Raw genomic sequence first — 26722 nt, forward strand, 5'->3', positions numbered from 1 at the left:
ACCATTCGACGAGCAAAGAAGAAATGATACAGCGCGAGCAAGAAGAACGAACGTTTGTTGTATTTGCGATCGTAGGATATCACTTAGCTCTGCCGATCGAAATTGTATTACAGGTTGTGAACTGCCCGGCAATTGCTCAAGATGAGCTGAGCAAAATTGGATTGCTACGGATCGGGCAACATCTCATTCGGGTCGTTAATCTAGATCGGTGGCCAGACATCGATTCGGTTGAGTCGTCCCGGAAAAGCCAGAACTTTTTGATTGTCATTGCTGGCATTGAAAAGAAATTGTATGGAATTCTGGTGCATGAGCCGCCAAATTTGATGAAGCTTCCGCTCAATAAAGTTCAATGCCTGCCCCCAATGGAGCGTCAATTTCCTTTGTTGAATCTGGTAAGCCATGTCATTATGCGAGATCAGGCTGAAAGTCCAACAGCCGTCTTTTTGTTGGACAGAGATAAGTTTTAAAGAATATTGGGGTGATGCGCTACCCCTTTAGCCCTTGAGCCAGACGATCGATCCCGACTGCAATTGTTTCTGCATCCAGGTCTCCATAGCCCAAGATAAATTCACCTCGATCGCCGGAATCGAGATAGTGAAATTGAGCAGGCATGATTCCTACACCGGCTTTCGCAGCCCGTTCGATCACTTCTGCATCACTCCAGGGCGAATCGAGCTTGACCATAATATGAATTCCCGCCTTTTCACCAAAAACGATCGCCCGATCGCCAAAATGGGTTTTCAAAGCTTGTACAAGCGTTTGGCGAAGCTGGTCATAGTGCGATCGCATTTTGCGAATGTGGCTCTCCAGATGTCCCGCTTTGATAAATTCGGTTAAAACTTGCTGTTCGAGTGTGGGAAGCTGACGATTGCTTAGCCATTTTGCCTGGGTGAACAAAGACACCAGCGATCGAGGAACCACAAGATAACCGATTCGCAACGCAGGAAATAGAACTTTGGAGAACGTGCCGATATAAATAACAGAATGATTTTGATCTAATCCCTGTAATGCGGGAATTGGTCGATCGCCATAGCGGTACTCACTATCGTAGTCATCTTCGAGAATTAAACAGCGATGCTTTTGTGCCCAGCTCAATAGTTCCAGGCGGCGGGAAAGCGACAGAATTGATCCGGTGGGAAACTGATGCGACGGCGTGACATAGACTAATCGTAAAGTATCTAATCGCAAAGTATCCGAATTCAAACTGGCAAGTTTTTCGACCCTTAAGCCTGACTCATCGACCGGGACCGGAAAGAGGGTGGCTCCGTGACTGAGAAAAACGCGACGCGCACTCAAATACCCCGGATCTTCGATCGCAATTCCATCCCCGGCATTAATCAGCAATCGCATGATCAAATCGAGAGCCTGCTGCGTGCCGTTGGTGAGGATGATTTGTTGAGGGTCACACTGCACCGCTCTTGCCCGCGACAAATACCCGGCGATCGCCTGCCGCAATGCCTGCTCGCCCTGAAAATCAGTGGTGTAGTCTAACCAGCGATCGTTTGACAAACAGTAGCGCGACAACAATTTGCGCCAGAGCGCGATCGGAAAATGCTGAAGTGCGGGTTGCCCATAGCGGAAGCTGATCGGCAAATTTGAACTGGGCTGCGGTAAAAAAGAAGTTTGGCTCAGGCGAGTGCCGTAGTGAGACAGCGCAACGGATTGGGTAGGAGAAACGGGTTCTATTTCGATCGGCGCAGACTGCATCAGATCATCAGGAAGCTGAGCGCAAACATAGGTTCCAGAACCCCCGATCGTTTCCAGATAGCCCTCGCTGAGCAATCGATCGTAGCTCTGCGTGACGGTGGTGCGCGAAATGTGCAGAGACTGAGCCAGCGATCGAGTAGAGGGAACCTTTTGGCGGGGCAGCAATCGTCCGGTGAGAATCGATCGCCGCAGTTCCTCATAAAGCTGCTGATGGAGCGGCAGGGCAGCGTTGCTATCGAGGGTAATGGCTAAGTCCATCTCCGGTTTCGCTCCTTTGTGTTCAAAGTGGACTGATAGAAAAGCATACAATTGGCTATTGTGAAAGTCCACTCAGGCGGGCTAGGCTCAGAATACCAGGATGTTAAGCGATGCCACTCAATGCAACACCAGATGCAACAGTGCTTCCAGATTCGGGCAGCCGTTCCCGCAGAAGATGCCTTAATTGCCCATCACTTTTATCAGATGTGGTTAGACAACCAGATTGCTGAAGAATCGATCGCACCTGACTGGTTAGAAATTACCCTCGAATTTATCCAGCAGGCTCGTCATACCTTGGGATATCAGGCGTTTGTGGCAGAGGTCGAAGGACGAGTGGTTGGTTCTGCCGGAGGTCAGCGATTTGCCGGACTTTACCCCAGGGTGATTAAAACTTGCGATCGATGTGATGGATACATCTGGGGCGTTTATGTGGAGCCTGCCCATCGAGGTCGCGGAATTGCAACTCAACTTACCCAGCAGCTAATGGCTTATCTGAGGACGATCGGCTGCACCCATGCCGTCCTCAATGCCTCTCCATCGGGCAAGCCGGTTTACGCTCGCCTGGGGTTTATGGAGGGTAATTTGATGCGGCTTGATTTACAGCAGCAAAATGTCAATCTGCATTAATTCGGACCAAAAGAGACTAAAAGAGATTAAAAGTTGAGAACAAATGCGATGACATCAATCAATACCGGAATGAATCCAGAGACAAACGATAGGGATACAGAATCGAACTCATTGGAGATCACCCAGCGCACCCAAATCAAGCGGCTCCCGCAGCGTGGTAACTACGATCGCCCTTTGATTCACCAAATCCTGGATGAAGGCTTAATTTGCCAGGTTGGATTTGTCGTGGAGGGTCAGCCCTTTGTCATTCCCACGGCTTACGGTAGAGTAGACGATCGCCTCTATCTTCACGGATCGCCTGCTAGCCGAATGCTGCGGACGCTGAAGCAGGACGTTGAGGTGTGCGTAACGGTGACGCTGCTCGATGGACTTGTACTGGCGCGATCGGCGTTTCACCATTCTATGAATTACCGTTCGGTGGTGGTTTTTGGGCGAGCAGAAGTTGTTGAAGATGCCGCCGAGAAAATAGCAGCATTGAAAGCCTTTACAGAACACGTCATGCCGGGTCGCTGGTCGGAGTTGCGTCCTGCTACACAACAGGAAATCGCCGGAACGCTGGTGCTCTCGCTGCCGTTGAACGAAGCCTCTGCCAAGGTGAGAACGGGACCGCCTAAAGACGATGAAGCCGATTATGAATTGCCGATCTGGGCAGGAGAATTGCCTTTACGCCTGACTCCCCTGGCTCCCGTTGCCGATCCTCAGCTCTCGGTCAATGTGGATGTGCCGTCTTCAGTGCAGCAGTACAGCAGGAGCCTGCTGGAGGCGGCGGAATGAGCGCGAAATTCAGGTATTTGCTGGGTGATTTTTCCAAAAGATTTCAGCCTGAAACGATCGGTTTAGCCTACGGATTTTTAGGAGTACTTACGTTTAGTCTGACGCTTCCGGCAACCCGCATGGCAGTCGTTGAACTTGATCCAATCATCGTTGGGTTAGGACGAGCGATCGTTGCAGCGATTCTGGCAGCCGGGCTGCTGAAAGTGACTCGGCAACCGCGACCTGCTCAGCGTCATCTTACAAGCCTGGTTGTGATTGCGGCTGGCGTGGTGGTGGGGTTTCCGCTGCTTTCTGCCTGGGCAATGCGATCGCTTCCTGCGTCTCACGGGGCGATTATCCTGGGCATTTTGCCGTTGGCGACTGCTGGGGCGGGTGTACTGAGAACGGGCGATCGTCCCTCTGCGCTGTTCTGGCTCTGGAGCGGTCTAGGAAGTGCAGTGGTTGTGCTGTTTGCGGTGTTAGCAGGCGGGGGACACGTTCAACTTGGAGATTTTGCATTGCTGGGGGCAGTTGCATCAGCGGCGATCGGGTATGCCGAGGGAGGACGCTTATCGCGTGAGCTAGGCGGCTGGCAGACGATTTGCTGGGCGTTAGTTTTGTCTGCGCCGTTTCTGGCTGTGCCCGTTGCGTTGACCGTTGCTGAGCGAGGACTGCACGCCTCCTTTGAATCGTGGTTAGGCTTTGGTTATGTCAGCGTGTTCAGTATGTTTCTGGGCTTTTTTGCCTGGAACCACGGGCTGGCGATCGGCGGCGTGGCGCGAGTTAGTCAAGTTCAGCTTTTGCAGCCTTTCTTGACGCTTTTTGCCTCTGCCCTGCTGCTGCACGAACCGATTACCTTCTTCACGATTGGGACGGCGTTTATCGTAGTTGTCCTGGTGGGTTTGGGAAGAAAAGCTCCGATCGATCGACTATAGCCCGTCATTCTCTTAAGACAAACCTTAGACAAACCCTGAAAGCAAACCCTTAAGGCAACTCTTAAGGCAAATTCACCATCTCGCGGATATCGCCCCGTACCCCGCCCACACCCTGATAAAACTGGCGATCCTGTGCTTGTACTATCATTGGCAGCCCGTATTTGGGAGCCATCACAATCACACCTGAGCGCTCGATCGAGCGGCGGGGCACAAACTGAAGACGGTATCGCTGGAGCAGCATCGCCAGAATGATCTTGATCTCCATCATGGCAAAGCCTGCGCCAATACAAATCCGAGGACCCGCACTAAAGGGATTGTATTCGTATGCGGTTGGGGTAATCGTTGTCCAGCGATCGGGGTTAAAAGAGGCAGGGTCAGGATAAAGGTCGGGCATTTGGTGCGTCTGGTAAATGCTGACCAGCACCTCGGTTCCTTCGGGCAGGGCATAACCGCCCAGTTCAGTTGGCTTAGCAGTGACGCGACCATTCCAGGGAACGGGGGGCAAGATTCGCATACTTTCTTTAATCACTCGCTCCAGCAAGGGCAACTGCTGCAACTGCTCTAGCGACGGCGCACTTCCGTGCAGAACGGAGTCTAGCTCATCGACCAAATCTCCTAAAATCTGCGGATGCTGTGAGAGCAGGAATAAAGTCCAGGTTAGGGCGTTGGCACTGGTTTCATGCCCTGCTACAAATATCACCCCAACGTGCCCCAGCAGTTCTGCTTCGCTCAGGCGAGAGCCGCTTTCCTCATCCCGTACCTGAATCAGCATCGATAGCACATCGGGTTCATCGCCACCCCGCTGCTGTTTGGCTTTGATTAACGCGCCCATTTTCGCTTCGTATTGAGCCACCCGGTTTAAGTATTGCCACCACGGTGAACCGGGCACATCCAGGGGAAAGAGCTGCGGTAGCAGACTCCCCTGCAAATGCAATGCATCGTAGATGATTTGCCCTGCGCCACGATCGGTTCCAATATCTTCTCCAAACAAAGATTTGGTTGCAATGCGAAGGGTGAGCTGTCGCATCCAGTCAGCAATCTCATGAACCTGCCCTGGCTGCATGCGGTTCAGCTCGTTCTCTGTAATGGTGATCATGTCGCTGGCATAGGTTTCGAGCCGCTGACGATGAAAGGCAGGCATCATCAATTTGCGCTGTTGCAGGTGGTGGTCTTCATTGACCCCAAAGAGTCCGGCAAGAAAATGCTGAAGTGGCTTGGTGCGCTCTGAGGTGTTTCGGAAGCGGTATAGTGGTCCGGTCAGCGGATACTTGTAATAAACGTCGTGCTGAGTTGCCACCTGACGCACCAGATCAGGACCATAAGCGAAGACCGTTCCGGGACAGTGAGTACGGGGGGAGTAGATGCGGGTTCCTCCATTCCGGGACAGGGCAACAAGCGTGCCATAGTCGCGAAAAAGCTGGCGGCTATAACCGATCGAATCTCTGGCAAACCGGAGGCTGTTGAACGTAGAACCCAGGAGGGGCAATGGACGCGGACCTGGGATGTTAAAGCTGGGACGTTCTCCGATCGCAGGTGTCATGGGTTCCTCCCCAGATGGCTACCGTGGGTAACTTCATCCGCATCTTATCTCGATCGCCAGGGTTGCAATCAGAGCTGTGATTGAGTGTTACAGAACGCTTGAATTGTAGTTCTGCGCTTTTGGGAAGGACTTGCTGCACCATCAGCCGCATCAATCAACGGGTGGAAATGGCTGATTCCGAGGGCGATGTAAATCGCTGCCAACGCTTGCTAAAGGAATGCGCTAAAATTTGACCGAAAATCGACGGCTGCAACAGTACGCTCGAGGGTTTGAGCAAATGCAGCACTTCCAGGAAGGTGTGATGAATGCTAGCGCGATCGACGATCAGTTCTAGTAGCTGATCCCAGTACCAGTTTGTGAACCGGGTGGCAGCGTTTATTGGTTTGCCCTGAGTGCTGTGATAGCGGTAGTCAATGCTGATTGCAGCCGTCCATGCCTCTTGATGCGCCTTGGCAAGCTGTTTTTGCAGCGCGTGAGTTTGCTGGTCGAGCTTGTCGATCGCCTGGTGCCGAAGAAACTGATCCAGTGTCATGGCTTCAAGGGCAGCAACGGTCATGGCTTGCCCATAGGTAGGATTCAGCAAGCAAGCCGCATGTCCGACGACAACTAAACGGGCAGGCAGCGGGGACTGCTCATAGTAATGCTGGCGATTTTCGTTGCCGTAATAGGCATAAGGTGGCGTTAGTGGGGTTGCTCGCTCGATCGCCTCTGCCAAAACAGGCGAGGGCAAACTGCGGGCAAACGCTAAAAATCCTGCATCATCAGTCGGAGGATAATCGCGATCGCCGCCGACTAAACTCACAATCCAGCGACACTGGTTGGGATTGTCGCGATCGCCTTCAATTGGAAAGATGGCTCCGCCTCGAATCTGCTGAGGGGGGGCAGTGGGCATAAACACCATTTTCCAATTCACATCCCAATCGGGCGGGGGCTGATAAATCCGAGCTACATAACCCACAAAGGCATTAATCTCGGTTTCGGGCGGTGCTTCATACCCTAGTTTCCGTAACCACTGCGGCGTATGAGAAGCCTTACCGCTGGCATCCACAACCAGATCCGCGTACAAATTCTGATTGGATTCAGAGTTGGATTCAGAATTGAGTTCAGAGTTGGATTCAGGATTAGATTCAGGATTGAATTTTTTGTGTTGATGCAGCGATACCCCCAGAATTTTTTGGCGTTTCGGGTCGGTTAACAGTTCAGTCACGCTGGCTCCTGTTAGAAACTGCACCTGGGAAAAAGCGGCTAATCGGCGGCGAATGCTCCAGTCCAGCAAGTCCCGGCTAAAGGCAAGCAGTGCCAGCTCCGAGTCACGCTGGGCTGCCCAGCCGTTCGGTGTGAGGAAGGCAACGTCTTTTATGCTGTCTAGCTCGATCGCACCCTTGTCGAGCAGTTCTGATTTCAGTCCGGGAAAGAGCTGTTCCAGGATTTGTTGCCCTCGCAGCATCAGTGTGTGGGGAAAGCGAGAGTGGGGCACTCCCTTGCGGGGGGCAGGCTCATCTGGATAAATATCGCGCTCGATAACGGTAACGCGATCGAAATGATTTGCCAGAACCCGACTCATGAGCAGCCCTGACAGACTGCCCCCAATCACGACTGCATGACTGTTGTGTTGCATTATGGCATCCTCCAAAGCACTCAAGCAGCCCGACTGCCTGATACTCTCCAATCTTAATCGCGATGTTAATCAAGCAACATTCCCCTTCAGGGGAACAGGCAGGACACGCGGCTACGATCGCCCTTCCTTTCTTGCCTTTATCCTTTCTTGCCTTTATCCTTACCTTTGAAGCGCGCTGCAGCTCTACTGCATCCGTAAACAACACGACTGCGAGTAAAACAACATAACTGCGAGCAAACAACACGGCTGCGAAAAGGATTCCTGTCGCATGTCTAAAAGCATTCGCTGAAACATTGAGCGGGGTATCGGTATTTCAGCCCTTAATGAACTGCCAGCCGCAGCAGAATGCGATCGCCTCGGTGCTCTCAGTTTTCTACACTTTTTTGCAAGCAATAATGTTCACGCGATCGTCACTGCGAACGTTCTTTCAGTTCTACATACTCAATCTAAAACTGTACAAATCATCTATAAGCTATCTACAAACTATTTATAAATTATTTACAAATTAATGATGCTTCGGTGCAGATAATCCTTGATCCCTTTTCATCCCCTATGATTTTCCTGATAGGTTCTCCTGCTGTCTTAATTTTTGTAGCTGGGTAGCTTCGAGTTCGGTGAATCGCGATGCAGCGAGTCCATTAGCTTGACGATGCAGCAGCTTTCAGAGAATTTGATGGAGCTTGAAGTCGATCGAGGGGCTGGTACGATACCATCCTTAAATAATGGATTGGCAACACTACACTTTTTAACTTCCTTACTTCCTATGGAGCCATCACTGCCCACTGAGGTGATTCTCAGCCACCCAAAACGATCGCTTGGTAGCCTGCACCTGAATTGGAATCCACAGCCAGGGGCATATCTCGATCTCGAAGGTAAAACCTATGCAGTGCTGGAGCGTCATCATCGCTATCAGTTCAAGGCAGGCAAATACTGTCTGCAAAAAATTGCCCTTTATGTCCAGTCCATTCAGCGTCCGGCTGAGCAGAGTGAGTTTAATGGACTGTGGATTATTGGCGATGCGACCTGTCGCTACAGTGCGCGATCGGAGCTAATTCGGTGTGCGATTAATCCGTCTGGTCCCTGTGAAGGATGCAGCCACTATGAAACGATCGCCGAAGCCTGAAGTGGCTTTTGCCAAACGGCCCCACCGATTGCTTCGCACGTTCCTGGAGAGATAATCGCCTCACAGCCTGTCCAGCTTTTCGCCTACCTGGAGCCGCATCCCGTTGACAAAATCCCAGCCGGACTGCGATCGTTTTCCGGCAGGCTGCACCTCTTTGAGCAACAGCACCCCTGCCCCGGTTTGCACCACCGCGCCCTGACCTTTCAGCAATCCCACGATCGTTCCCGGTTCCGCGTCTTGCAGTGCATCAGCCTGGGTCCATTCCTGCTGGATCTTGCCGAGTTCTGGCGGCATAACGGAAAGTGAACAGTCCAGGGGAAGAGTAACGCTAATCTTGAGGGGCGCATCTCGAAACTGAGTCACGCAGCTCGGATAAAAGCCGCGAATCTGATTGTGTAGCTCCAGAGCCGATCGCGTCCAGTGAAGCTGATAGTCTTCTTTTTTGATCAGCGGCGCGTAGGTTGCCTCGGCATCATTCTGCGGCACAGGCTGAATCAGGTTTTGCTCCAAACCAAACAGTGTGTTTACTAGCAGCGTCGCCGCATCAAAGGACAGGGTTTTTGCCAGGTCGAGGGCATGGTCGCTAAGGGCGATCGGCGTCACAGACTTGAGCAGCATCGCGCCTGTGTCCATTCCCGCGTCCATCAGCATCGTGGTAATTCCGGTTTCTGCTTCGCCGTGATAAAGGCTCCACTGAATCGGCGCAGCTCCGCGATACTTCGGCAAAATCGACCCGTGGGCATTGATGCAGCCCAGACGCGGCATATCAAGAATTTCCTGTGACAAAATCTGACCGTATGCCACGACCATAAAAGCATCTGCCCCTGCCTGACGCAAAGTTTGCAGCACCGTTTCATCTTTTTTGATGCGCTGCGGCTGCCACACCGTTAGCCCCTGCTCGATCGCCAGAGCTTTCACCGGAGAAGGCGTGACCTCATTGCCGCGTCCCCGTCGCTTATCGGGCTGCGTCACCACGCCCAACACCTCGATCGCCTCATGACGAACCAACCGTTCCAGGCTGGGCACGGCAAACTGAGGAGTTCCAAAAAAGATAATTTTCATAGGAGACCACAGGAAAAAAGCAGGCGATCGCAATCATGCCGAATCATGCTGCTGAACGATTGAGTTGCCGAACTTCTAATGGGATGGACTTCGGATTTGATTTATTTTGGCTCGATAATAATTTCAATTCGGCGATTGCGCTGGCGATTGATTGGCGTATCGTTTGCTGAAATCGGGCGACTGTGCCCATAGCCTTCGACCAGCCAGTGATAGCCCTCCTTGAGCTGACCTCCCAGATACTGCTCGATCGCCTTTGCCTGTTGAAACGATCGCTCTCGATCGGCAGCTTCGGTGCTTTGAGCATCCAGATGGGCAGTCACGCGAATCGTCGCGCCTGAATACTGCTTAAGGTCACTGACAATGCTGTTTAAAATCGCATCGGTTCCCGGCTTCAGCGTCGTCTGGTCTGACTCAAATAAAGCATCACTGGGCAGCGTCACCATTAGCCGATCGTCCTGAGACACCGTACTGGTTGCTGCCGGAGGAACAGCTGTTGCTGGATTGGGGCTGGCAGTCGAACGGGAAACACCCGGATTAAGCTGCTGCTGAATTGCCTGAAGCCGGGCGGTAATATCGCTGCTGCGATTCGGCGTTCCCAGGCGATTTTCAATTGTAGTGGCGCGATCGCTAATCCGGTCTAGCTCCTGCTCAAGCTTGGTGAGTTCGGTTTGCAGCTTTTGACGATCGGCATTGGCCAGGGGCAGTGCAGCCGCATCGGTTACGGTGGTTGTTGCAGGAGCAGGACTCGCGGCAGGCGAATTGCCAGCGACGATCGAGGTATCAGGCGAAGCAGTCTTGCCCTGCCAGGTCTGGGGCAATCGCTCAATCTGTCTCAGCAGGGTCTCCGAGCTATTCAGCAACCGCTCGACAAAGGGCATTTCCTGCGTTTGAGCCGGATAAAAATGAGCGATCGCCACGCCTGCAATCACCGCAAAGCTCCCGCCTGTGCCCAGCAGCATCAGCCGAAATAGCCAAACCAGGGCTGACCCGCGCTTACGAGGTTTCGCGACGACTGTTTTTGCTGGCGGGTCAAGCAGTGCTGCCTGCGGGGGAATTGGCTCATTGACCCCGGTCGAACTGCTTTGCACTGGCTCTGCGGTGTTAGAGGGAGAAGTCGAGGGGGATTGCGTCATACACACCTCATGCACGTCCTTACATTCCTGATGATGCTAACTCAATTGGTCACAAAGTCCAGCATTTTGCGGCAGTTTTTTCTTCCCGATCAGGACTCGCGCTAAAAATAAACTTTCCGGGAATAATACCTGTAATCGAGGTGAAATGAATCATCGCTGAGGATTGAGCAGCCCGTAGCAAAGCTGTATTTCGCAACATTAAGGCAAGTTGAAAGATTTTCTAAGCAAACCATCCTGAACGGTAATCCCTTGCTATACATGGAAGTAGAAAGCTTTTGCTGTTTGGGCGCACTGTTTCAATTACCGTCGTCCAGAGGCTACTTCTATGGTTTCACGGCTTCCTACGGGATCGGCGCAATGCCCGTCCCGGCTGTGTTTGTCAGTACTTTTGCTATCGTGTGCCGTGTGGGGTGCAGGTTCGCGCTGGGCTTTATCTCGCTCAGTTTTTGACTCGATTTCGACTTCTACCTCGACTTCTGCTTCGATTTCCACGGTTGGTTTCACAACTGACCAATCGGGAAATCACGCTCCGCTTTTTACCGATACTTCTGTTCCCCAGTCTGACCATCCTCCTCACACCGATAATTCCATGACCCCTGTGCAGCTTGACCCGCTCGATAGTCCTTATCCGGTTCCCTGGAGCTGGATTATGGCAGTGCTGACCGAAGCAAAAGCAGACGCAACGCCGCGATTTCGCTACTACCGCAGTCCTTCCCTGATTTCGCCCGACGGAGAGTACGCCGCTTACAGCCGGATTCAGGTGGAACTGGGAACGCACTTCACTCAGAGCCGAGTGGCAAGCGTTCTGTTCCTTGAGAATTTGAAAACGGGTGATCTGCACACAATTACCGCTTCTTCCCCGTTTGCCGATAACCCATTTATGGCAGAAGCTGAGCCAGAAGAGGCAGGGCGCATTGCCATTCTGATTCCGGTTGCCTGGTCTGAGTCGGGCGATCGCGTGCTTGCCCGTGAGTTTGAGTCGATTTTTGGCAGCGATATTGCGTCTGATTTTGCCGTTGTCTGGCATCGATCGTCTAACCTGACCCGCACGATCGCCCCAACCCAGGTAGACTACAGCAATGCCGTGCTGCTGGGCTGGAGCCAGACTGATCCTAATCAGGTGCTCTTTCGAGCAGGCAATTTGGGCGATCCCGAATGGTTGCTCTATGCGGTCGATGCAAGCGGTCAAACCCGCCAGATGGCTCAAGATCAGCCGATCGTGTTCGGGCAAACGGTCAACAGCATTTGGGCAGGACCACAGGCGTACGTTCGTCCTTGATTCTGCTCTAGATTCTTTCCCTGCTTAAATAGCCGCTCAGGGCGAGGGCGAAGGTGAGGGTAAGACTTCCGCCTGTCCATTCCACGGGCTTACCTCCAGCACACCATCCGGTTGAAACACCACGCGAAACTGAGCCAGCGGTTCCTGGCTGTTTGCCTCGTTGGGGGGATAGCGTAGATCGACCAGGGGCGTTTCGTTGACAAAGTTGAGTGCAGGGTCATTGGCAAACCTAAAGCCCAGCACTTCTCCTGACGGGGAAACCCCGACCCGGTAAATTAACGCTTCTTTGAAAGTTGGCTCAGTTCTCCAGGCGCGATCGAGGCGCTCGTACAGGGCAACTTGCAGCCGCTCAAGCTCGATTGGCTCTGTAATCTCAGGTCGGTTTGTGAGAATGGCAGCTGCCGCTGGATTGGTTGCTGCATTTGCAGATTCCGTAGCGGCTCCGGCACTGGCGTTTGCGGCAGGCGACTCAACAGGAGAAGCGATCGGCGAAGATTCGGTCGGGCTGTTAGTTGCCTCAGGCGAAGGCGACTCGGTTGGGGCAGGGGAACTGCCGGGAGAAGGGCTGGCAGCAGGCGAGGCTCCGGGCTGCGTTTGGCTGGTGGCGTTCGGCACAGGCTCCGGTCGGCGCACTTCGGGAATTGGCACAAAGAACAGCGCGGCGGCAGCAGCAGCCAGTCCCGCAATCCCTAGCAAGGCAGGCACGGTTTGCTGAGTCGCAGGTTTTTGCACCGCAGCCTGTCGTTTCGGGAGCGGCGATAGATTCAGCGTCAGATCGGGCAGCGTTTGACCATCTGCTAGCATTTGGTCGATCGCCTCAACCAGATCAAAAAACTGAGTGGTGGTCAGGTCAAACTGGGCAGCCGTGGGATTGACGGGGCTATCAACGTGAACTTCCTGCGGCTGAACCAAAAGGCGATGCAGCGTAGGACTGACCTGGGCAATTTGAACTGACGATCCGCCGCGCTGCCCAACTCCTGCCGCATTGCTAGCAAGCTTAGATCGATGGGGAATGCCGCTGAGGTAGGTTTGGGCATAGTCGCTCACGGTGGTTATGAGCTGGTTGAGCAAATCTCGCCCGCCGGACAACGGCTTTTCCTGTCCTGCCAGATAGCACTGAAAGCCTGTAACCATCGATAGCAAAGAATGAGCCATACCGCCGCTAGCAGCCGGATCGCCTACCCCTTGCAGAACTAGGGTGCAATTCGGCAAACTATATTGCCGTTGAATCGTCATGACACTTCTCCATCAAACAAGCTGCTCCAGAGCCGCTGGCTTCCTGCCGTGCCTGTACAAAACAGGAGCTGACCCAGCAGGGTAAGTGCCAGTTCGTTGAGCTTTTCATCAGAGCTGTAGGCCGTGACCGCCGATCGTTTTGGGTTCATCCGCGATCGAAAATGGGCGCGAAACCGCTCCAGGTAATTCGATAAGCGCAAATGGTGGTCGGGAGTAAACTGTTTTTCGACCATTTGCTCGTAGGCAAACATAAGCTGCCGCACTAGCACCGTGAGCCGACGGGCAAGATGGCAGGTAATCACGACTAATGCTTTGCCCTCGGTAAGGCTGAGCGGACGACGCTGACTGTTTCGTCGGAGCGGGTTTGTTGCTCGCAGTTTCCACAGTGCCACGCGGTTCGGAATCACGTCGCTTAGCTCCAGCTGTCGGGCAGCCGCTAAAATTGCTTCGGAACCGCCTAGATCCAGAGCTTCGATCGCCAGCAGCAGCAAATCAATATCTTGACGAGTCCGACGCGGACAAACTCCTTCCGGCACATTGGGGTCAGGGAGGAGTGATAAAACTGCCGGAACTGATGGGGTGGGTGGACTACTTGCTTGCATTACCCTCAAAAAGAAAAATCAGCAGAGATTCTAGCAAACCATACTTTACCCGGGTAGATTTGCCCAGAGTAGATTGCTCAGTTGGATTTGCCCAGTATGGAGCAAAACTAGGGTGAAGCAAAATGGTGTAGCACAATTGCGGGAGTCTGCCCAGTCCATTATCCTAGCATCTCCGTATCCGCAGGTTACACTTCATTCGGTCAAGTTTGCTGTATAGCAGACGGGGCAACCGACTTTATAGTGCCCTTAATTACCAGGATCAACCTATGCAAAGATAGGAAAGTGATTTGAACGCAAATCAAACTGTGCCGCTTCGGGTGCAGGATGCAGTTGCGAGGTTATTTTTTGAGACGTTGTTTATGAAAGTTGGCGATCGTGTACGAGTCAAAGAATCAGTTGTGGTTTACAACAATCCCACTCACCGTAACCAAGCGTTTGACATTCAGGGCATGGAAGGAGAGATAATGGCACTCGCTAACGAATGGCATGGCAAGCCGATCAGCGCAAACTATCCGCTTCTGGTTAGGTTTGACAATAAATTTAAGGTGCACCTGCGCGAAAACGAGCTGGAGCTAGTTTAGATAAACGACAGCCATCTTTAGTACGTTTGTGGTTTGTTTGCGATCGGGTGGTTCGCGAACTGCTGTTGAGGAATTCATCCAGAGGAATTCATCCACCCGATAAGCCCCTCGCACAAGGCTCAACCACCCTCTAGCTCAACCACTCTCTAAGGAGTCGTAGACGGGGCGGCATCAGCAACACTGCGATTCTCGATCGTTCTTACCGTAACGACTTGTGGAGGCGTTGCGTCAGGCGGATAAATAAATTGCAGCTCAACTTGTCGCCTTGCCCCGCGTGGCACTGTCATTCGGATGAGCGGCTGCCCTTCCTGTCCGCGTCGCTGCACAAGGTGCATATAGCGAGTCTGGGGAATGCCAAAGTCGTTAATGAAGCGAATCCGCACCGTCCCCCGGAAAAAGATCTGATCATAGGGCGGATTGCGGAACCGTAACCCATCGCGCTGTCGCTCGTCCTGCATCGGAGTTTGCATCATCACGGCAACTTGCTGTGTCGTGTCGGTATTGTTTTGCAGCGGCAGCGTCACGTTGTACTGCACGCCATAGTTGCCATGGGCCCGATAAGCCGTGTCCGGGTAGCGTACCAGCATCGGGGCACTTTGAATCTGCCCTGTGCCAAACGTATTGCGATCGACCGTGCTGAGGACATAGGAAAAAGCCCGTCCCGGCTGCGGAATGCTGAGATAGTCTACCGAGGAGTTATCAGTCGCTGTTGCAGTCCACTGCGTCCCCTGCGAAACACCTGCCACTCGGCCGTAGAAGAATCGTGTAAACGATCGGCTATTGGGCGGCGTCGGAATTCGATCACGCGGACCCGCAAACGTTCCGTTCCTCAGCAAATTTTCCCATTCCACCTGAGTCGGAACTCGTTCTACCCCTCTTGTAATTTGGGGTGCGTACATCGCAAGGCTGGCGACATAAACAGGTCCATTGCTGTTTAACTGCATCAGAATCGTTCGACCATTGCTAGGGAGCGGACGATTATCTCGCACAGGCGGACGACTGACCGCGGCCGCGTTGTTTGTGCTGATACCGGTCGCCAGCGGACGCGCTACGGGATTGCCTTCTGGATCGGTCTGCGCTTCTTCGGATGCAGCGGGAGGGGCGGGTAAGCCGGGAATAATGTAGCCAGGGGGCAGTGTGCCGTTGGTTGCCACGGTTAATCGCCGCAGCGGAATCGGCACGTTTGCCAGAAGATAGGTTCCCCCAGGCGGAATGGTAATTTGAGTGGGCCAGTGCGTCTGTCTCTGCCCTCGCAGCACATCGTTGGTGGTGCGGCTACCTGGTCCTGCAAAGACGGTTCCCATCGGGTTCGCCACATAAGCGGGCAAGTCGAGGAAAGGAGCCTCCTGACTCAGGTAGCTAGCTCCCTGCCCAATCTCAATTTTGACGGGCTGCCTGCTGGGATTGGCGATCAGAATTCCCACATAAAGGGTTCGCACGTCGTCAGGCGTGGTGCCCCTGGCAATGTGATGGGCAAAGATATCAAATCGCCCCTGAAATGGATAGTTCAGGTGGGCGGCTGGACTTCTCATCCCCGTGGGAGAAAAGGTCGAAAGCAAAATCCCCTCAGTTTGAATCAGCTCTGGACTATTGCTGTTAAATACAGGGGTGTCATCAAGCTGCCCTGGAAGTGGACGGACTTCCTGCCCCTGCACAATCTCGATCGGACCTTCGATCGGACGAGGATTCAGCGGCAGCTGGGGAATGGTTGGAGGCGGTTGAATGGGGGCGGCAGGGGATCTTCTAATTTCAGTGGGGGGAATAACAGGAACCCCAGGACGAGGGGCAATAATTTGCGCGAGGGAAAGAGCGGAGAGGACTGTTAGCATGAGCGAACCGAACAGATGCCGATAGCAACAAACCAAAAAGCAAGGATACACAAACCAGTCATTGCCTGGTCAACATCCTTTATCAGGCGTTAATGTGCCCTTTTTGGAGCAATATAATTCAGTAAAAAATTCTGTTATCTCGTTCTTGTAATCTCTTAAGGAGAAGCAGTAAAGACAGGACTGCACACCAACTCAATCAGGAACACTGGCTGAACCGCAGGAAAAAACAGACAGATGCGATCGTTCCAGACTGCAAATCTGCCAGATTGAAGAATTTTAGAAACAATGCTTCTCACCATATCATCAAGTGCATCATTACTCTGCTGGAGAAGTTAAGGCTCTACCTGGAGCAGTGAAGGGGTGCGCGATCGAATCGGCATCCAAAAACTAGGAGAAACAGCCAAAAATCATCAAGGCATATTCCTCTGCTTCATAAAATCCTGGATCGATGACCAACCACAAGCCAATGCTCAGCCCAGAGTGACTGGCAAAAGACCCTACTGAGACTATAAAAGTTTTTCCAGGGTTGCCCCTGCTTATCCGCAAGCTTTACAAAATCTTTGTAGTGGAAAACCAGTCATTCGAAAAAGCTTTATCCAAAACCGCGCAGAAAAGAGTTGCAAAAATGCAGCAGGTTGTTTAAGATTGGAAATCGTGCGATACAGACTGTTTTCAAGTCTTGCTTTCCTGATATTGCGGGTCTTCCTGCGATTGATGAAACGGTGATCGCACGTGACTTTACAAATGCAGAGTTTCAAATCAAGTCTTAAGTCTTTAATCGACTTTGATTCGGCATTTAGGCTCTGATCAAGATTTGAACGTAAGCCTTGAAAAGGCTCCTGCGGGCATAGTTTAGTGGTAAAACCATAGCCTTCCAAGCTATTGATCCGGGTTCGATTCCCGGTGCCCGCTTCTAAAAGTTCAGGTTAGGGTTGATTCAAGTCAAATTTGGATCGATCGCTTCAATCTCAGGTCAATATCAAAAGATTGCTTTGCCCACTTCTGCCCTGTTTCTGTCCTGGGGCGATCGGGGCTATTTTACTTTGCTCTGCCGAATTACTGCGCTACGGCAAGGTTCAAGTGGACAGAGCAGGTTAAACTAGAAAAATTGGCTTTTAGGCTGACCGTGTCTGTTTGGGCGAGTGGGAGCTATGACATCGTTTTTGTTGGAAGTTGGAACCGAGGAATTACCCGCTAGTTTTGTGAACGACGCGCTGACTCAGTGGCGATCGATCGTTCCCGCAAGCCTGACGCAAGTGTTTTTGGGGTTCGATGCCGTTGAAGTTTACGCGACACCGCGCCGTTTGGCGGTTCTGGTGAAAGGACTGCCCGCCCAGCAACCCGACCGCGAAGAAGAAATTAAGGGTCCGGCGGCTCAGGTAGCTTTTAAAGACGGCAAGCCCACCAAGGCGGCTGAGGGATTTGCGCGATCGCGGGGGGTGGATCTGTCTGCACTAGAAATTCGATCGACCGACAAAGGCGAGTTTGTGTTTGTGCAGCAAAAGATCGCGGGTCGTCCAACCGCCGAGGTGCTGACCGAACTCGTGCCGCAATGGATTTCTGGGTTAGAAGGCAAGCGGTTTATGCGCTGGGGCGATGGCGATTTGCGCTTTCCTCGTCCAATTCGCTGGCTGGTTGCCTTGTTGAACGATGCCGTTTTGCCGCTTACGCTCGTAAATGGCTCCGAAACTTACACAAGCGATCGAATTTCTCAGGGGCATCGGGTGCTGCATCCTGAGCCCATTAGCCTTAGTCAGGCAGAATCGTATGTGTCTAGCTTGCGAGATGCTTTTGTCGAGGTAGACTCGACGCAGCGTGAAATCAAAATTCAGGATCAGGCACAGGCGGTGGCTCAGTCCGTGGGAGGGTATGCCTCGATCGATCCAGGTCTGCTGGAAGAAGTGCGCGATCTAGTGGAGTATCCCACTGCAGTGGTCGGCAAATTTGACGCAGCATTTCTAGAGCTTCCGGCAGAAGTTATCGTAACCGAGATGGAAAGCCATCAGCGATATTTCCCGGTGCTGAAGTCTGAGGAATCGTCTGATTTGCTGCCCTACTTTATTACGATTTCCAATGGCGACCCGCAAAAAGCAGATATTATCGCTGCCGGAAATGGGCGCGTGATTCGGGCAAGGCTCTCGGACGGCAAATATTTCTTTGATGTCGATCGCAAACAGCCTCTAGAAGCCTATCTGCCCCGGTTAGAAACCGTCACTTTTCAGGAACAGCTTGGTTCGGTGCGCCAGAAGGTCGATCGAATTGTGCAAATTGCCGCTGCCATTGCCGATCAGCTTGGAGTGAGCGAATCCGATCGGGCGAGTGTTCAACGGGCTGCCCTGCTGTGCAAAGCTGATCTGGTGACGCAAATGGTGGGTGAGTTCCCTGAATTGCAGGGGGTGATGGGCGAAAAATATGCCTTGGTCAGCGGAGAGCCGATTGCTGTTGCGAAGGCAATTTACGAGCATTACCTGCCGCGCAGTGCAGCCGATCGCCTGCCGATATCGCTGCTGGGTCAAGTCGTGGGGCTGGCAGACCGAATGGATACGCTGGTAAACATTTTTAGCATCGGGCAAATTCCAACAGGTTCTGCTGATCCATTTGCGTTGCGGCGGGCTGCCACCGCGATCGTAAATATTATCTGGGCGGCAAACCTATCGATCGATCTCGATCGCCTGATTGGGCAGGTCATCCATCTCCTCAAAACCGCTCTGCCTAAAGGCATTGACCAGGCAGACAGCCTGCAAATTCAGCTCCGCAATTTCTTCTTACAGCGCATCCGCACTCTGTTAGAGGACGATCGCGCCATCGACTATGACCTGATTAATGCTGTGCTGGGCGAAAACGACCCCGAATATACCGACCGTGCCCTGCATGATTTGCTGGATTTACGCGATCGAGCGCAGTTCCTTCAGACGATTCGCCGAAACGGAATGCTCGATAAAATCTACGAAACGGTCAATCGGGCTTCTCGGCTGGCAGCGCAGGGCAACCTGGATACGCAGCAGCTCGATCCGCAATTGGTCATTCAGCCGGGGTTATTTCAGCAGCCTTCTGAGCAGGCATTCTACGACGCGCTGATGCAACTCTTGCCACAAACGACTGCTGCCCGTGATCGCCGCGATTATCAAAAGCTGGTGGAGGCTCTCGGTCAGAGTGCGCCTGTGGTCAGCAATTTCTTTGACGGTTCGCAGAGCGTGCTGGTGATGGACGAAAATCTCGACATTCGCAAAAACCGTTTGAATCTGCTGGGGCTGCTGCGAAACCATGCCCGCGTTCTGGCAGATTTTGGAGCGATTGTGAAAGCAGGCTAAAGGCTAAAACTGCGAGCGGGTACGGGTTTTACGGTACGGTCAGCGATTGACTAAAGCAGCACAAGTGACACACCTCCGTCACAAAATTTGTTCATAATAAAAGAACATTGCTTGCGATCGTCTTTTGCTCCGGTCGCTCCATCCCACTATGGTTTCAACCCGTTCCCTGAATCACGCTGGGTTTGCTGTTTCGCTGCTGGCAGCCACCCTCTTTGGAAGTTTGTTTGCAAATCCGGCTGATCACGCCGCCCATGCTACCCAACCTGTGCTTCTCACGTCTGCCGAGGTTCGCTTGAATCGTGCGGGAGAACCCGTCGGGGTGAATCGAGAAGCTGTCCTCGCGCTGGCTTTGGCTGGAAGCATTGCCACAGGCGTGGGCCTAAGTGCCATTCACCGACAGATGCACCCCAACTGGGCAGAAGAGCATCTAGAGCCGCGTAGCCGGAGAAATCGTGGGGCTGTGAATTATTCTTCGGGCACCCAGTTTCACACTGCCAGTCCCCGGCTTCAGCAAAGGCTGGTTCGCCTGCTGCATGACGATCGCGCTGCGGCCTCCCGGCTCGTGGCTCAGGCACAGATTCGCTATCCTGGTCAATCTCCAAACTGGTACGTTGAAAAAGTGATTTATGACCTGGAGCGCGATCGGGGCCGAGTGTAAGCCTACTGTGGACGAGTAAAGTTTGACATCGGCTTGAAGGTCTCGACAGGTACGCCTTCTAAAGCTCGGTTCATGAAATTGCGCCAGACCGGAGCCACCAGCGTTCCACCAGTTGCGCCAATCCCGATCGGGGTATAGTCATCGTTTCCGACCCAGATTGCCGTAGAGAGCTGAGGCACATAGCCCGCAAACCAGATGTCGCGCTCAGAGGAGGTGGTTCCTGTCTTGCCTGCTGCCGGGCGACCAATCCGAGCAGAGGTTGCCGTTCCGCTGCTGATCACGCTTTGCATCACGTCATTCAGCGCAGCAGTTGCCCAGGGGTCTAGCACAAGCTGAGGCTTGGGTGTGTTGTCCAGCAAGACTGCGCCCTGACTGTCGGTTACTTGAACGATCGTCGTTGTGGGAGATTGCCAGCCGCCGCTTGCAAACGTGGCATAAGCCCCTGCCATTTCGAGCGGAGTCAGATCGACCGAACCGAGCGGCAGCGATGTTACCGGATCCATCGGACTCTTGATTCCCAGCGTACGGCAAATCTCAATTACACGGTTAATCCCTACTGACTGACCCAGACGAATGGCGGGAATGTTACGCGAAACGGCGAGTGCCTGCCGAATCGAGATTGGTCCGTAGAAACTGCCGTCATAGTTTTGTGGTGAGTAGTAGCCATCGCCATCAGGATAGCTGACAGGCGTATCAGAAATTGTGGAATTGGGGTCGTATTGTCCGGCTGCAAAGGCAGCGTAGTAAACAAACGGCTTAAAGGCTGATCCGGGCTGACGGAGTGCCTGGGTGGCGCGGTTGAACTGGCTCTTGCTGTAGTCTATGCCGCCCACCATTGCTTTCACATAGTGGGTTCGCGGATCGACAGCAACCAGTGACATCTGATCGGCATAAACGCCTTGTCCCTGAATCGAAGCCATGCCCTGGCGCACGGTTTCCTCAGCGATGCGCTGAAGGTTCATGTCCACTGTGGTTTGAATCCGCATTCCGCCTTTAAGGACGGCATCTTTGCCAAAGCGATCGCTGAGTTCCTGCCCCACCGCATCGGTGATATAGGGAGCCTGACTGCCGCGAAATGCCGTAATTTGTCCGAGCTTAATTTGTTCTGCCTGCGCTGCCTTCATTTCTGCAGCGGTAATCCAGCCCAAGCCGCGCATTCGGTTTAGTACTGTTGCCTGCCGCTGCTTGGCAAGCTGCAAATCAACAAACGGGCTGTAGTCTTCGGGAGCCTGGATCAGCCCTGCCATCATTGCAGACTCTCCCAGGGTCAGCTCTGAGGCATGTTTGTTGAAATAGCTCATTGCTGCCGTTTCAACCCCATAGTTGTTGTGCCCCCAGTAAACCTGATTCAGATACATTTCGAGAATCTGGTCTTTGGTAAACACCTGCTCTAGCCGTAAAGCCAGTACTGCTTCTGCCACCTTGCGGTTAATCGTGCGGCGCGGATCGAGGAAGAGGTTTTTTACAAGCTGCATGGTGACGGTGGAGCCGCCTTCCACGGTTCGCCCTTCTTCCAGGTTGGCGAGAAAGGCACGGGCAACGCTGGGGGGATTAATGCCATGATGCGAGAAGTAATAGCTGTCTTCGATCGCCAGCACAGCCCGCTTCAGTTGGGGGGAAATTTTATCCAGGTCAACGACTTCCCGGTTGGCTTCGCCGTGCAGACTGGCAAGTAGCCCCCCCTTCATGTCGTAGATATAGCTGGTTTCAGAAGGCACATAGTTCCGCAGGACGCGTACATCTGGCAGGTTGCGAAAGCTCAACGCCAGCCCGACCAGTCCTCCCGCCACGACCGAACTGGAGAGCATCGTGAGCGCCAGCAGTGTCCCTGCACTGACTTGAGCAACTCCCTGAAGGTATTGCAGGACAGGAGAAGACTTGCCTGCTCGATGGGGCTTCTTCGCGCTTTTTCGCGGATTGACCGGGTTCGGTTTAGCGGTGTTGGAAGACACAGTCGTGTTATTTCCCTAGAATTTTGCAATTATAGTAGTCTGGTTGCCCATTTATAGCGTAGCGAGTGACCCTTCTGGCAGAGGCTAATGCTGGAAGTGTAACCAATCTTGTTTTATCTTGACCACGTCTTTCTTCCTGGAAGACTCTGTTTTCGTTAAATCTTGCCGCCTATGCCTGCTGAACACTCGATCGACTCCTCCAAATCCTCTTTTTCCTGGCTCTGGCGCGGCACAAGCGAAGTTTTCCCCAATCAGCCAGACTCCACCGATCCGAACGAAAATATTACCCAGCGCATTCTGCAAGCCGATCGCCCCTTACGAATCAAATTTGGCATCGACCCGACGGGCAGCGATATCCATTTGGGGCATAGTATTGTCTTCCGCAAATTGCGATCGTTTCAGGATGCCGGACACAAAGCCGTTTTGATTATCGGCGATTTTACTGCCCGGATTGGCGATCCGACGGGAAAATCGGAAGTCCGTAAGCAGCTTACGGCGGAACAGGTAGCTCAAAACGCCCAGACCTACCTCGACCAAGTGCGCCCCATTCTCGACTTTAGCCCGGAAAAGCTGGAAATTCGCTATAACTCCGAGTGGCTGTCCAAACTGCATTTGGACAAGATTCAGGATTTGCTGGCAACGATGACGGTAGGACAAATGCTGGCAAAAGAAGGCTTCGCCGAACGCTACGAAAAACAGACGCCGATCTACCTGCACGAGTTTCTCTATCCGCTGATGCAGGGATACGACTCGGTGGCAGTCGAAGCAGACGTGGAGCTGGGCGGAACCGATCAGAAATTTAACCTGGCGGTTGGGCGCGATTTGCAGCGTCATTTTGGGCAGCGTCCCCAGTTCGGTCTGCTGATGCCGATTTTGATTGGTATAGACGGGGTGCAGAAAATGTCGAAATCCCTGGGCAACTATGTGGGCTTGAACGAGTCGGCGCAGGAGATGTACAACAAGCTGCAAAAGGTTGCCGATAGTCAGCTCACGAACTACTACGAGCTGCTGACGAACCTGCCGCTGGATCAGCTTCCCGAACAGCCTCGCGATCGCCAGATTAACCTTGCTCTGGAAGTCGTGACCCAATACCATGGAGCGGAAGCTGCCCAGAACGCACAACAGGCGGCGAGTGCGGTTGCGGGCGGAAACGTTGCTGAAGCGGCGAATGCAGAGGAATTTTCGATCGCCTTGATGCAGTTTCCGGTCAAGCTGTTTTACCTGCTCAGTGCAACTAAACTCTGCAGCAGCAGCTCTGAAGCCCGCCGCCAGATTCAGGGCAAAGCAGTCAAGCTCGACGGACAGCCGATCGACAATGTGGATCTGACCTTCAACCAGCCGGAGGAACTGAACGGTAAGATTTTGCAGGTCGGCAAGCGCAAGTTTGTTCGTCTGGTCGCTTAGGGTCTGCCGCAATGCTTCATCTGTCTCCTGCCGATCGCATTATTGTTCCCCTGGATGTGCCCACCGAGAAAGAGGCTCTGGCTTTGGTCGATCGCCTGCCAAAGGTCACCTTCTGGAAAGTGGGTTTGGAACTGTTTGTCAGCACGGGCGGTACAGTGCTCCAGCAGCTCAAGGCTCGACAAAAGCGCATCTTCTTGGATTTGAAGTTTCACGATATTCCAAACACGATGGCAGGAGCCTGTCGATCGGCTGCTCAATATGGCGTTGATTTGCTCACGGTTCATGCTGCTGCCGGGGAAATTGCCCTCCAGAAGGCACAACAAGCCGCGATCGCGGGAGCCGAAGCTGCTGGGTGTTCGCCGCCGAATCTGATCGCGATTACGCTGCTGACCAGCATTACGCCACGGGCACTGGCATTCGAGCTAAAGATTCCGCTGGAGCTAAACGACTACGCGCTTCAGATGGCATTACTGGCAAAGGAAAGCGGTCTGGCGGGGGCAGTGTGTTCGCCCCAGGAGGCAAGCCAACTTCGATCGGTTTGCGGCGAAGACTTTCTACTGGTGACCCCGGGCGTTCGTCCGACTTGGGCAGAAGCCGGGGATCAAAAACGCTCGCTCACCCCCTCAGAGGCACTGAAAGCAGGAGCAAATTATCTAGTGATTGGTCGTCCGATTACGGCTGCCGATGATCCCGTTGCTGCTTTTGCGCGGATCTGCGAGGAATTGGGCTGAATTGATCAAGGAAATGAACGCAGACAACCGAATGCTGAAGCGATCGGGCTGGATTACTAAAGTGGTAGGGGCGATCGTGGGTTTGAGCAATGGAGTGCTTCAGTCCCCGATCGCGCTGGCTGCATCACGTCCACTTATGGCGATCGATCAAAGTGACGTGAGCGAAAGAATTGCAGCTTCCAGTTATATTCGTCCTCGTGCTACCTGCCCTACCCGCTTATCAGAACTCATTTCCCCAATGCTGCGGGATTTGCCCGGCTATGCCAATCGTGTCAGTCAACGGGCTGCCCTATCAGACGATCCAGCGGATAGTGCGACCTATGTGCTGCTTGCGGGTCGCGCTGAGTATGAGCCGTTGACTCAGGGACCGGGAGAATATTTGCCCGCGACCGAGAGCGACCTGCCACAGGTATTTTTCACGACGCTAGAACGACTGTACATTCACGATCGCCCCGTCAACCTGCAAGTCTTCCACTGGCTATTTCTCACGCAGACGCGGGTGGGCTGGCGATTAGTTCTAATGCAGTCTGCGATTGGTCATGCGCCTGATCCGGTAAACCCCGAACCTCCTACGCCGCCTCAAGATAGCAGTCAGGGGGTGATTGCTCAGGCAATTCGGCTATGGTTGAGGGATTGTGAAGCCGGAAGCGTTTATCCCTAGAAGGGAGTATTGAATCAGCGACAAAGCAAACCCCGATCGCGTTAGTGTGGCTTAAAACCACTTCAGCGATCGGGGCAACAGTGAGGCGCACCTAGCGTTTTTACTCAGTGATAGTTTTACTCAGTAACAATTTTACTCAGGGACAATCTCGGAAGGATTGTTAAACACGATCGCAAAATTATCGCGTTTTGCCTGGCTCAGCAGCCGCAAATGTGCCTCGGCATCGGGACGACGACGGAAGCGAGCCACCGTCATCGGAGCTTGCTCCGACAGGCGTACCACGCACCAGGGATTAAGGCGATCGCGGTAGGCAGAAGACTGAATTGGGGTGGCTTCAACGCTTGCAGCTTCAATCACAGTCGCAGGTGCAGCAGGGGCTAGAGGAGAAGTTACAGCAGGAACCGTGGCAGAAGAAAGGGTCGCAGCAGAATCAGCCGCCACGGGCGTTTCGGTGGGTGTCATAAAATCACATCCTGATTATGGAAAATACTGTGCTGTCGCGCTCCTAACGGCTCAGTTAGCAGGGCGATTCATCAAGAGCAAAATAGATTAAAGGCTACGATTGTAGTCCCTGTCAAGTCGCAGTTAAGTCATGGGGCGAGTCCGGCTCAAAACTAGAGAATAGATGCATTTCAAGGTTGGACGCTCAGGAAATGTTCTGATTGCCCAGAAGGAAAAACGGCTTCGCATCGCTAAGCATTCCCGATGCCACCATCAACCAATGCCAGTATCAAACAGTACGCCTAAGCAAACCGCTGAGCGATCGTAGATTCTACTGCGCTGCAAAAGCTGGCTCAGAGTTTTGGTGTGCTTCTTTTGGTGTGCTTATTAAGCGTTAGTGGAAGTCCCGGAAGCGAAAATGGCTCCCTAATTTGCTCCCTGATTTGGCTATCGTTCCCGCAGGCTGCCTTACTCTATCAGGTTTCCTGGCGATCGGATTAACTCATTTCCTGTCGAATTTCGTCGAGCTTCGATCGCACGGTTTGAATATCTTGCCAGGTAAGCCACTTGGGGCTGCCCTTATCCCGGGAAGGGTTTCGCAGCAGGTACGCCGGATGCAGCATGGGCATACAGAGCCGATTGTCCCACTCAATCCACTGCCCGCGAATCTTGGTAATGCCGCGCTTGTCGCCCGTTATCCCCCGCACTGATGCCGCCCCCAACAGCAGAATAATCTTGGGGTCGATCATGCGAATCTGCTCCATCAAATACGGACGGCAGGCATCCATTTCCTGCACGGTTGGAGTTCGGTTGTCGGGAGGACGGCACTTGACGATATTGCTGACAAAGTAGTCGTCTTCAGTGATCTGCACCGATGCCAGAATTTTGTCCAGGAGCTGTCCTGCTTTTCCTACAAACGCCAGTCCGGTTTCATCCTCGGTTTGCCCCGGACCTTCTCCCACAATCAGGATCGGAGCCTTATCATTGCCTCGCCCCACGACTGCATGAGTTCGATTTTTGCCCAGTTCGCAGCGATGACAACGATTGCAGTGCTCTGAGATCTGCTCCATTGAGCGATAGATCCCAGATGGAATCGGAACTTTGACATCGGTGGGAATTAGATCAGGGTTAAAGTTAGCAGCCGGAGCCGAATCTGCGGCAGGAGCCATTCCCGCCAGGTTAAACAGATCCATTTGATCATCACTAGCCATGAGTCTTGCGTGGGGGTGCGCTCAGTCGGATAAGAATTTCTCTTTGCAAAGACTGTATCTTAAGGCATCT

The 26722-nt window shown here is 53.1% G+C and carries 23 protein-coding genes and 1 tRNA gene; 13 read left to right on the forward strand and 11 right to left on the reverse strand.

What is annotated here, in order from left to right; all coding sequences use genetic code 11:
- Positions 1–23: 23 nt before the first annotated feature.
- The gene (locus NDA02_RS18175) at positions 24–467 is read left to right on the forward strand and encodes a chemotaxis protein CheW (RefSeq protein WP_190792814.1); all 444 of its coding nucleotides are present in this window, start codon (positions 24–26) and stop codon (positions 465–467) included.
- A 19-nt stretch (positions 468–486) separates the two neighbouring features.
- On the opposite strand, the gene NDA02_RS18180 is transcribed toward NDA02_RS18175, so the two are convergent.
- Entirely contained in the window at positions 487–1965 is a 1479-nt protein-coding gene (locus NDA02_RS18180; RefSeq protein ID WP_190792815.1) for a PLP-dependent aminotransferase family protein, read from the reverse strand.
- Between the two features lie 120 nt (positions 1966–2085).
- Between NDA02_RS18180 and NDA02_RS18185 the strand changes: the two genes are divergently transcribed.
- From NDA02_RS18185 to NDA02_RS18195, 3 genes are all read left to right on the forward strand, one after another.
- Positions 2086–2592, forward strand: coding sequence for a GNAT family N-acetyltransferase (locus NDA02_RS18185; protein ID WP_242067422.1), 507 nt, complete (start codon positions 2086–2088; stop codon positions 2590–2592).
- 69 nt (positions 2593–2661) lie between these two features.
- On the forward strand, positions 2662–3366 hold the full coding sequence (locus NDA02_RS18190; RefSeq protein ID WP_190792838.1) for a pyridoxamine 5'-phosphate oxidase family protein: 705 nt from the start codon (positions 2662–2664) through the stop codon (positions 3364–3366).
- Positions 3363–4280 carry a DMT family transporter gene (locus NDA02_RS18195; protein ID WP_190792817.1) on the forward strand — a complete coding sequence of 306 codons (918 nt, stop codon included), beginning with the start codon at positions 3363–3365 and terminating at the stop codon, positions 4278–4280. The genes NDA02_RS18190 and NDA02_RS18195 overlap by 4 nt, the downstream gene beginning before the upstream one ends.
- A gap of 61 nt (positions 4281–4341) precedes the next feature.
- Here NDA02_RS18195 and NDA02_RS18200 read toward each other — a convergent pair whose 3' ends face one another.
- Both NDA02_RS18200 and NDA02_RS18205 read right to left on the reverse strand, forming a co-directional pair.
- Positions 4342–5820 carry a cytochrome P450 gene (locus NDA02_RS18200; RefSeq protein WP_190792818.1) on the reverse strand — a complete coding sequence of 493 codons (1479 nt, stop codon included), beginning with the start codon at positions 5818–5820 and terminating at the stop codon, positions 4342–4344.
- A gap of 154 nt (positions 5821–5974) precedes the next feature.
- Complete coding sequence (locus NDA02_RS18205) at positions 5975–7438, reverse strand: 2-polyprenyl-6-methoxyphenol hydroxylase-like oxidoreductase (protein ID WP_190792819.1); 1464 nt, start codon at positions 7436–7438, stop codon at positions 5975–5977.
- A 763-nt stretch (positions 7439–8201) separates the two neighbouring features.
- On the opposite strand from NDA02_RS18205, the gene NDA02_RS18210 reads away from it, so the two are divergent.
- On the forward strand, positions 8202–8561 hold the full coding sequence (locus tag NDA02_RS18210) for a DUF6464 family protein (RefSeq protein ID WP_190792820.1): 360 nt from the start codon (positions 8202–8204) through the stop codon (positions 8559–8561).
- 60 nt (positions 8562–8621) lie between these two features.
- Here the strand turns inward: NDA02_RS18210 and fmt are convergent, their stop codons facing one another.
- On the reverse strand, positions 8622–9623 hold the full coding sequence (fmt, locus tag NDA02_RS18215; protein ID WP_190792821.1) for a methionyl-tRNA formyltransferase: 1002 nt from the start codon (positions 9621–9623) through the stop codon (positions 8622–8624).
- Between the two features lie 101 nt (positions 9624–9724).
- Entirely contained in the window at positions 9725–10756 is a 1032-nt protein-coding gene (locus NDA02_RS18220; protein WP_348247519.1) for an OmpA family protein, read from the reverse strand.
- 325 nt (positions 10757–11081) lie between these two features.
- On the opposite strand from NDA02_RS18220, the gene NDA02_RS18225 reads away from it, so the two are divergent.
- Positions 11082–12035 (forward strand): hypothetical protein, encoded by a 954-nt coding sequence (locus NDA02_RS18225; RefSeq protein WP_199296650.1) that lies wholly within the window; start codon positions 11082–11084, stop codon positions 12033–12035.
- Positions 12036–12071: 36 nt separating this feature from the next.
- On the opposite strand, the gene NDA02_RS18230 is transcribed toward NDA02_RS18225, so the two are convergent.
- Both NDA02_RS18230 and NDA02_RS18235 read right to left on the reverse strand, forming a co-directional pair.
- Positions 12072–13271, reverse strand: coding sequence for a DUF4335 domain-containing protein (locus NDA02_RS18230; RefSeq protein ID WP_348255617.1), 1200 nt, complete (start codon positions 13269–13271; stop codon positions 12072–12074).
- On the reverse strand, positions 13268–13873 hold the full coding sequence (locus NDA02_RS18235; RefSeq protein WP_190792824.1) for a DUF3038 domain-containing protein: 606 nt from the start codon (positions 13871–13873) through the stop codon (positions 13268–13270). Before NDA02_RS18235 ends, NDA02_RS18230 begins: the two co-directional genes overlap by 4 nt.
- Positions 13874–14232: 359 nt before the next feature.
- Between NDA02_RS18235 and NDA02_RS18240 the strand changes: the two genes are divergently transcribed.
- Positions 14233–14454, forward strand: a complete 222-nt coding sequence (locus NDA02_RS18240) for a ferredoxin-thioredoxin reductase variable chain (RefSeq protein ID WP_190792840.1) — start codon at positions 14233–14235, stop codon at positions 14452–14454.
- A 146-nt stretch (positions 14455–14600) separates the two neighbouring features.
- Here NDA02_RS18240 and NDA02_RS18245 read toward each other — a convergent pair whose 3' ends face one another.
- On the reverse strand, positions 14601–16283 hold the full coding sequence (locus NDA02_RS18245) for a DUF3370 domain-containing protein (RefSeq protein ID WP_190792825.1): 1683 nt from the start codon (positions 16281–16283) through the stop codon (positions 14601–14603).
- A gap of 841 nt (positions 16284–17124) precedes the next feature.
- Here NDA02_RS18245 and NDA02_RS18250 point away from each other — a divergent pair.
- The 3 genes from NDA02_RS18250 (at position 17125) to NDA02_RS18260 (ending at position 20252) form a co-directional block, all read left to right on the forward strand.
- A tRNA-Gly gene (locus tag NDA02_RS18250) sits at positions 17125–17195 on the forward strand.
- A 239-nt stretch (positions 17196–17434) separates the two neighbouring features.
- A complete protein-coding gene (glyS, locus tag NDA02_RS18255; RefSeq protein ID WP_348255618.1) occupies positions 17435–19594 on the forward strand; it encodes a glycine--tRNA ligase subunit beta in 2160 nt (719 codons plus the stop codon).
- Between the two features lie 148 nt (positions 19595–19742).
- On the forward strand, positions 19743–20252 hold the full coding sequence (locus tag NDA02_RS18260) for a hypothetical protein (protein ID WP_190792827.1): 510 nt from the start codon (positions 19743–19745) through the stop codon (positions 20250–20252).
- Between the two features lie 2 nt (positions 20253–20254).
- Here the strand turns inward: NDA02_RS18260 and NDA02_RS18265 are convergent, their stop codons facing one another.
- Positions 20255–22060: a penicillin-binding protein 1A gene (locus NDA02_RS18265; RefSeq protein ID WP_190792841.1), complete on the reverse strand. Its 1806-nt coding sequence runs from the start codon at positions 22058–22060 to the stop codon at positions 20255–20257.
- 315 nt (positions 22061–22375) lie between these two features.
- Here NDA02_RS18265 and tyrS point away from each other — a divergent pair, with 315 nt between their 5' ends.
- The 3 genes from tyrS to NDA02_RS18280 are packed head-to-tail and all read left to right on the forward strand — an operon-like array spanning position 22376 to position 25000.
- Positions 22376–23608, forward strand: coding sequence for a tyrosine--tRNA ligase (gene tyrS, locus NDA02_RS18270; RefSeq protein WP_348247523.1), 1233 nt, complete (start codon positions 22376–22378; stop codon positions 23606–23608).
- A gap of 11 nt (positions 23609–23619) precedes the next feature.
- The gene (gene pyrF / locus NDA02_RS18275; protein ID WP_190792829.1) at positions 23620–24339 is read left to right on the forward strand and encodes an orotidine-5'-phosphate decarboxylase; all 720 of its coding nucleotides are present in this window, start codon (positions 23620–23622) and stop codon (positions 24337–24339) included.
- A gap of 13 nt (positions 24340–24352) precedes the next feature.
- Positions 24353–25000 (forward strand): hypothetical protein, encoded by a 648-nt coding sequence (locus NDA02_RS18280; RefSeq protein WP_199296651.1) that lies wholly within the window; start codon positions 24353–24355, stop codon positions 24998–25000.
- A gap of 132 nt (positions 25001–25132) precedes the next feature.
- On the opposite strand, the gene NDA02_RS18285 is transcribed toward NDA02_RS18280, so the two are convergent.
- Together NDA02_RS18285 and NDA02_RS18290 are read right to left on the reverse strand one after the other, a co-directional pair.
- Complete coding sequence (locus NDA02_RS18285; protein WP_348247524.1) at positions 25133–25462, reverse strand: hypothetical protein; 330 nt, start codon at positions 25460–25462, stop codon at positions 25133–25135.
- A 476-nt stretch (positions 25463–25938) separates the two neighbouring features.
- Complete coding sequence (locus NDA02_RS18290) at positions 25939–26652, reverse strand: uracil-DNA glycosylase (protein ID WP_190792830.1); 714 nt, start codon at positions 26650–26652, stop codon at positions 25939–25941.
- Positions 26653–26722 lie beyond the last annotated feature (70 nt).

The sequence above is a fragment of the Leptolyngbya sp. ST-U4 genome (assembly GCF_039962215.1).
In the GTDB taxonomy this organism is placed as follows: domain Bacteria; phylum Cyanobacteriota; class Cyanobacteriia; order Elainellales; family Elainellaceae; genus Leptolyngbya_A.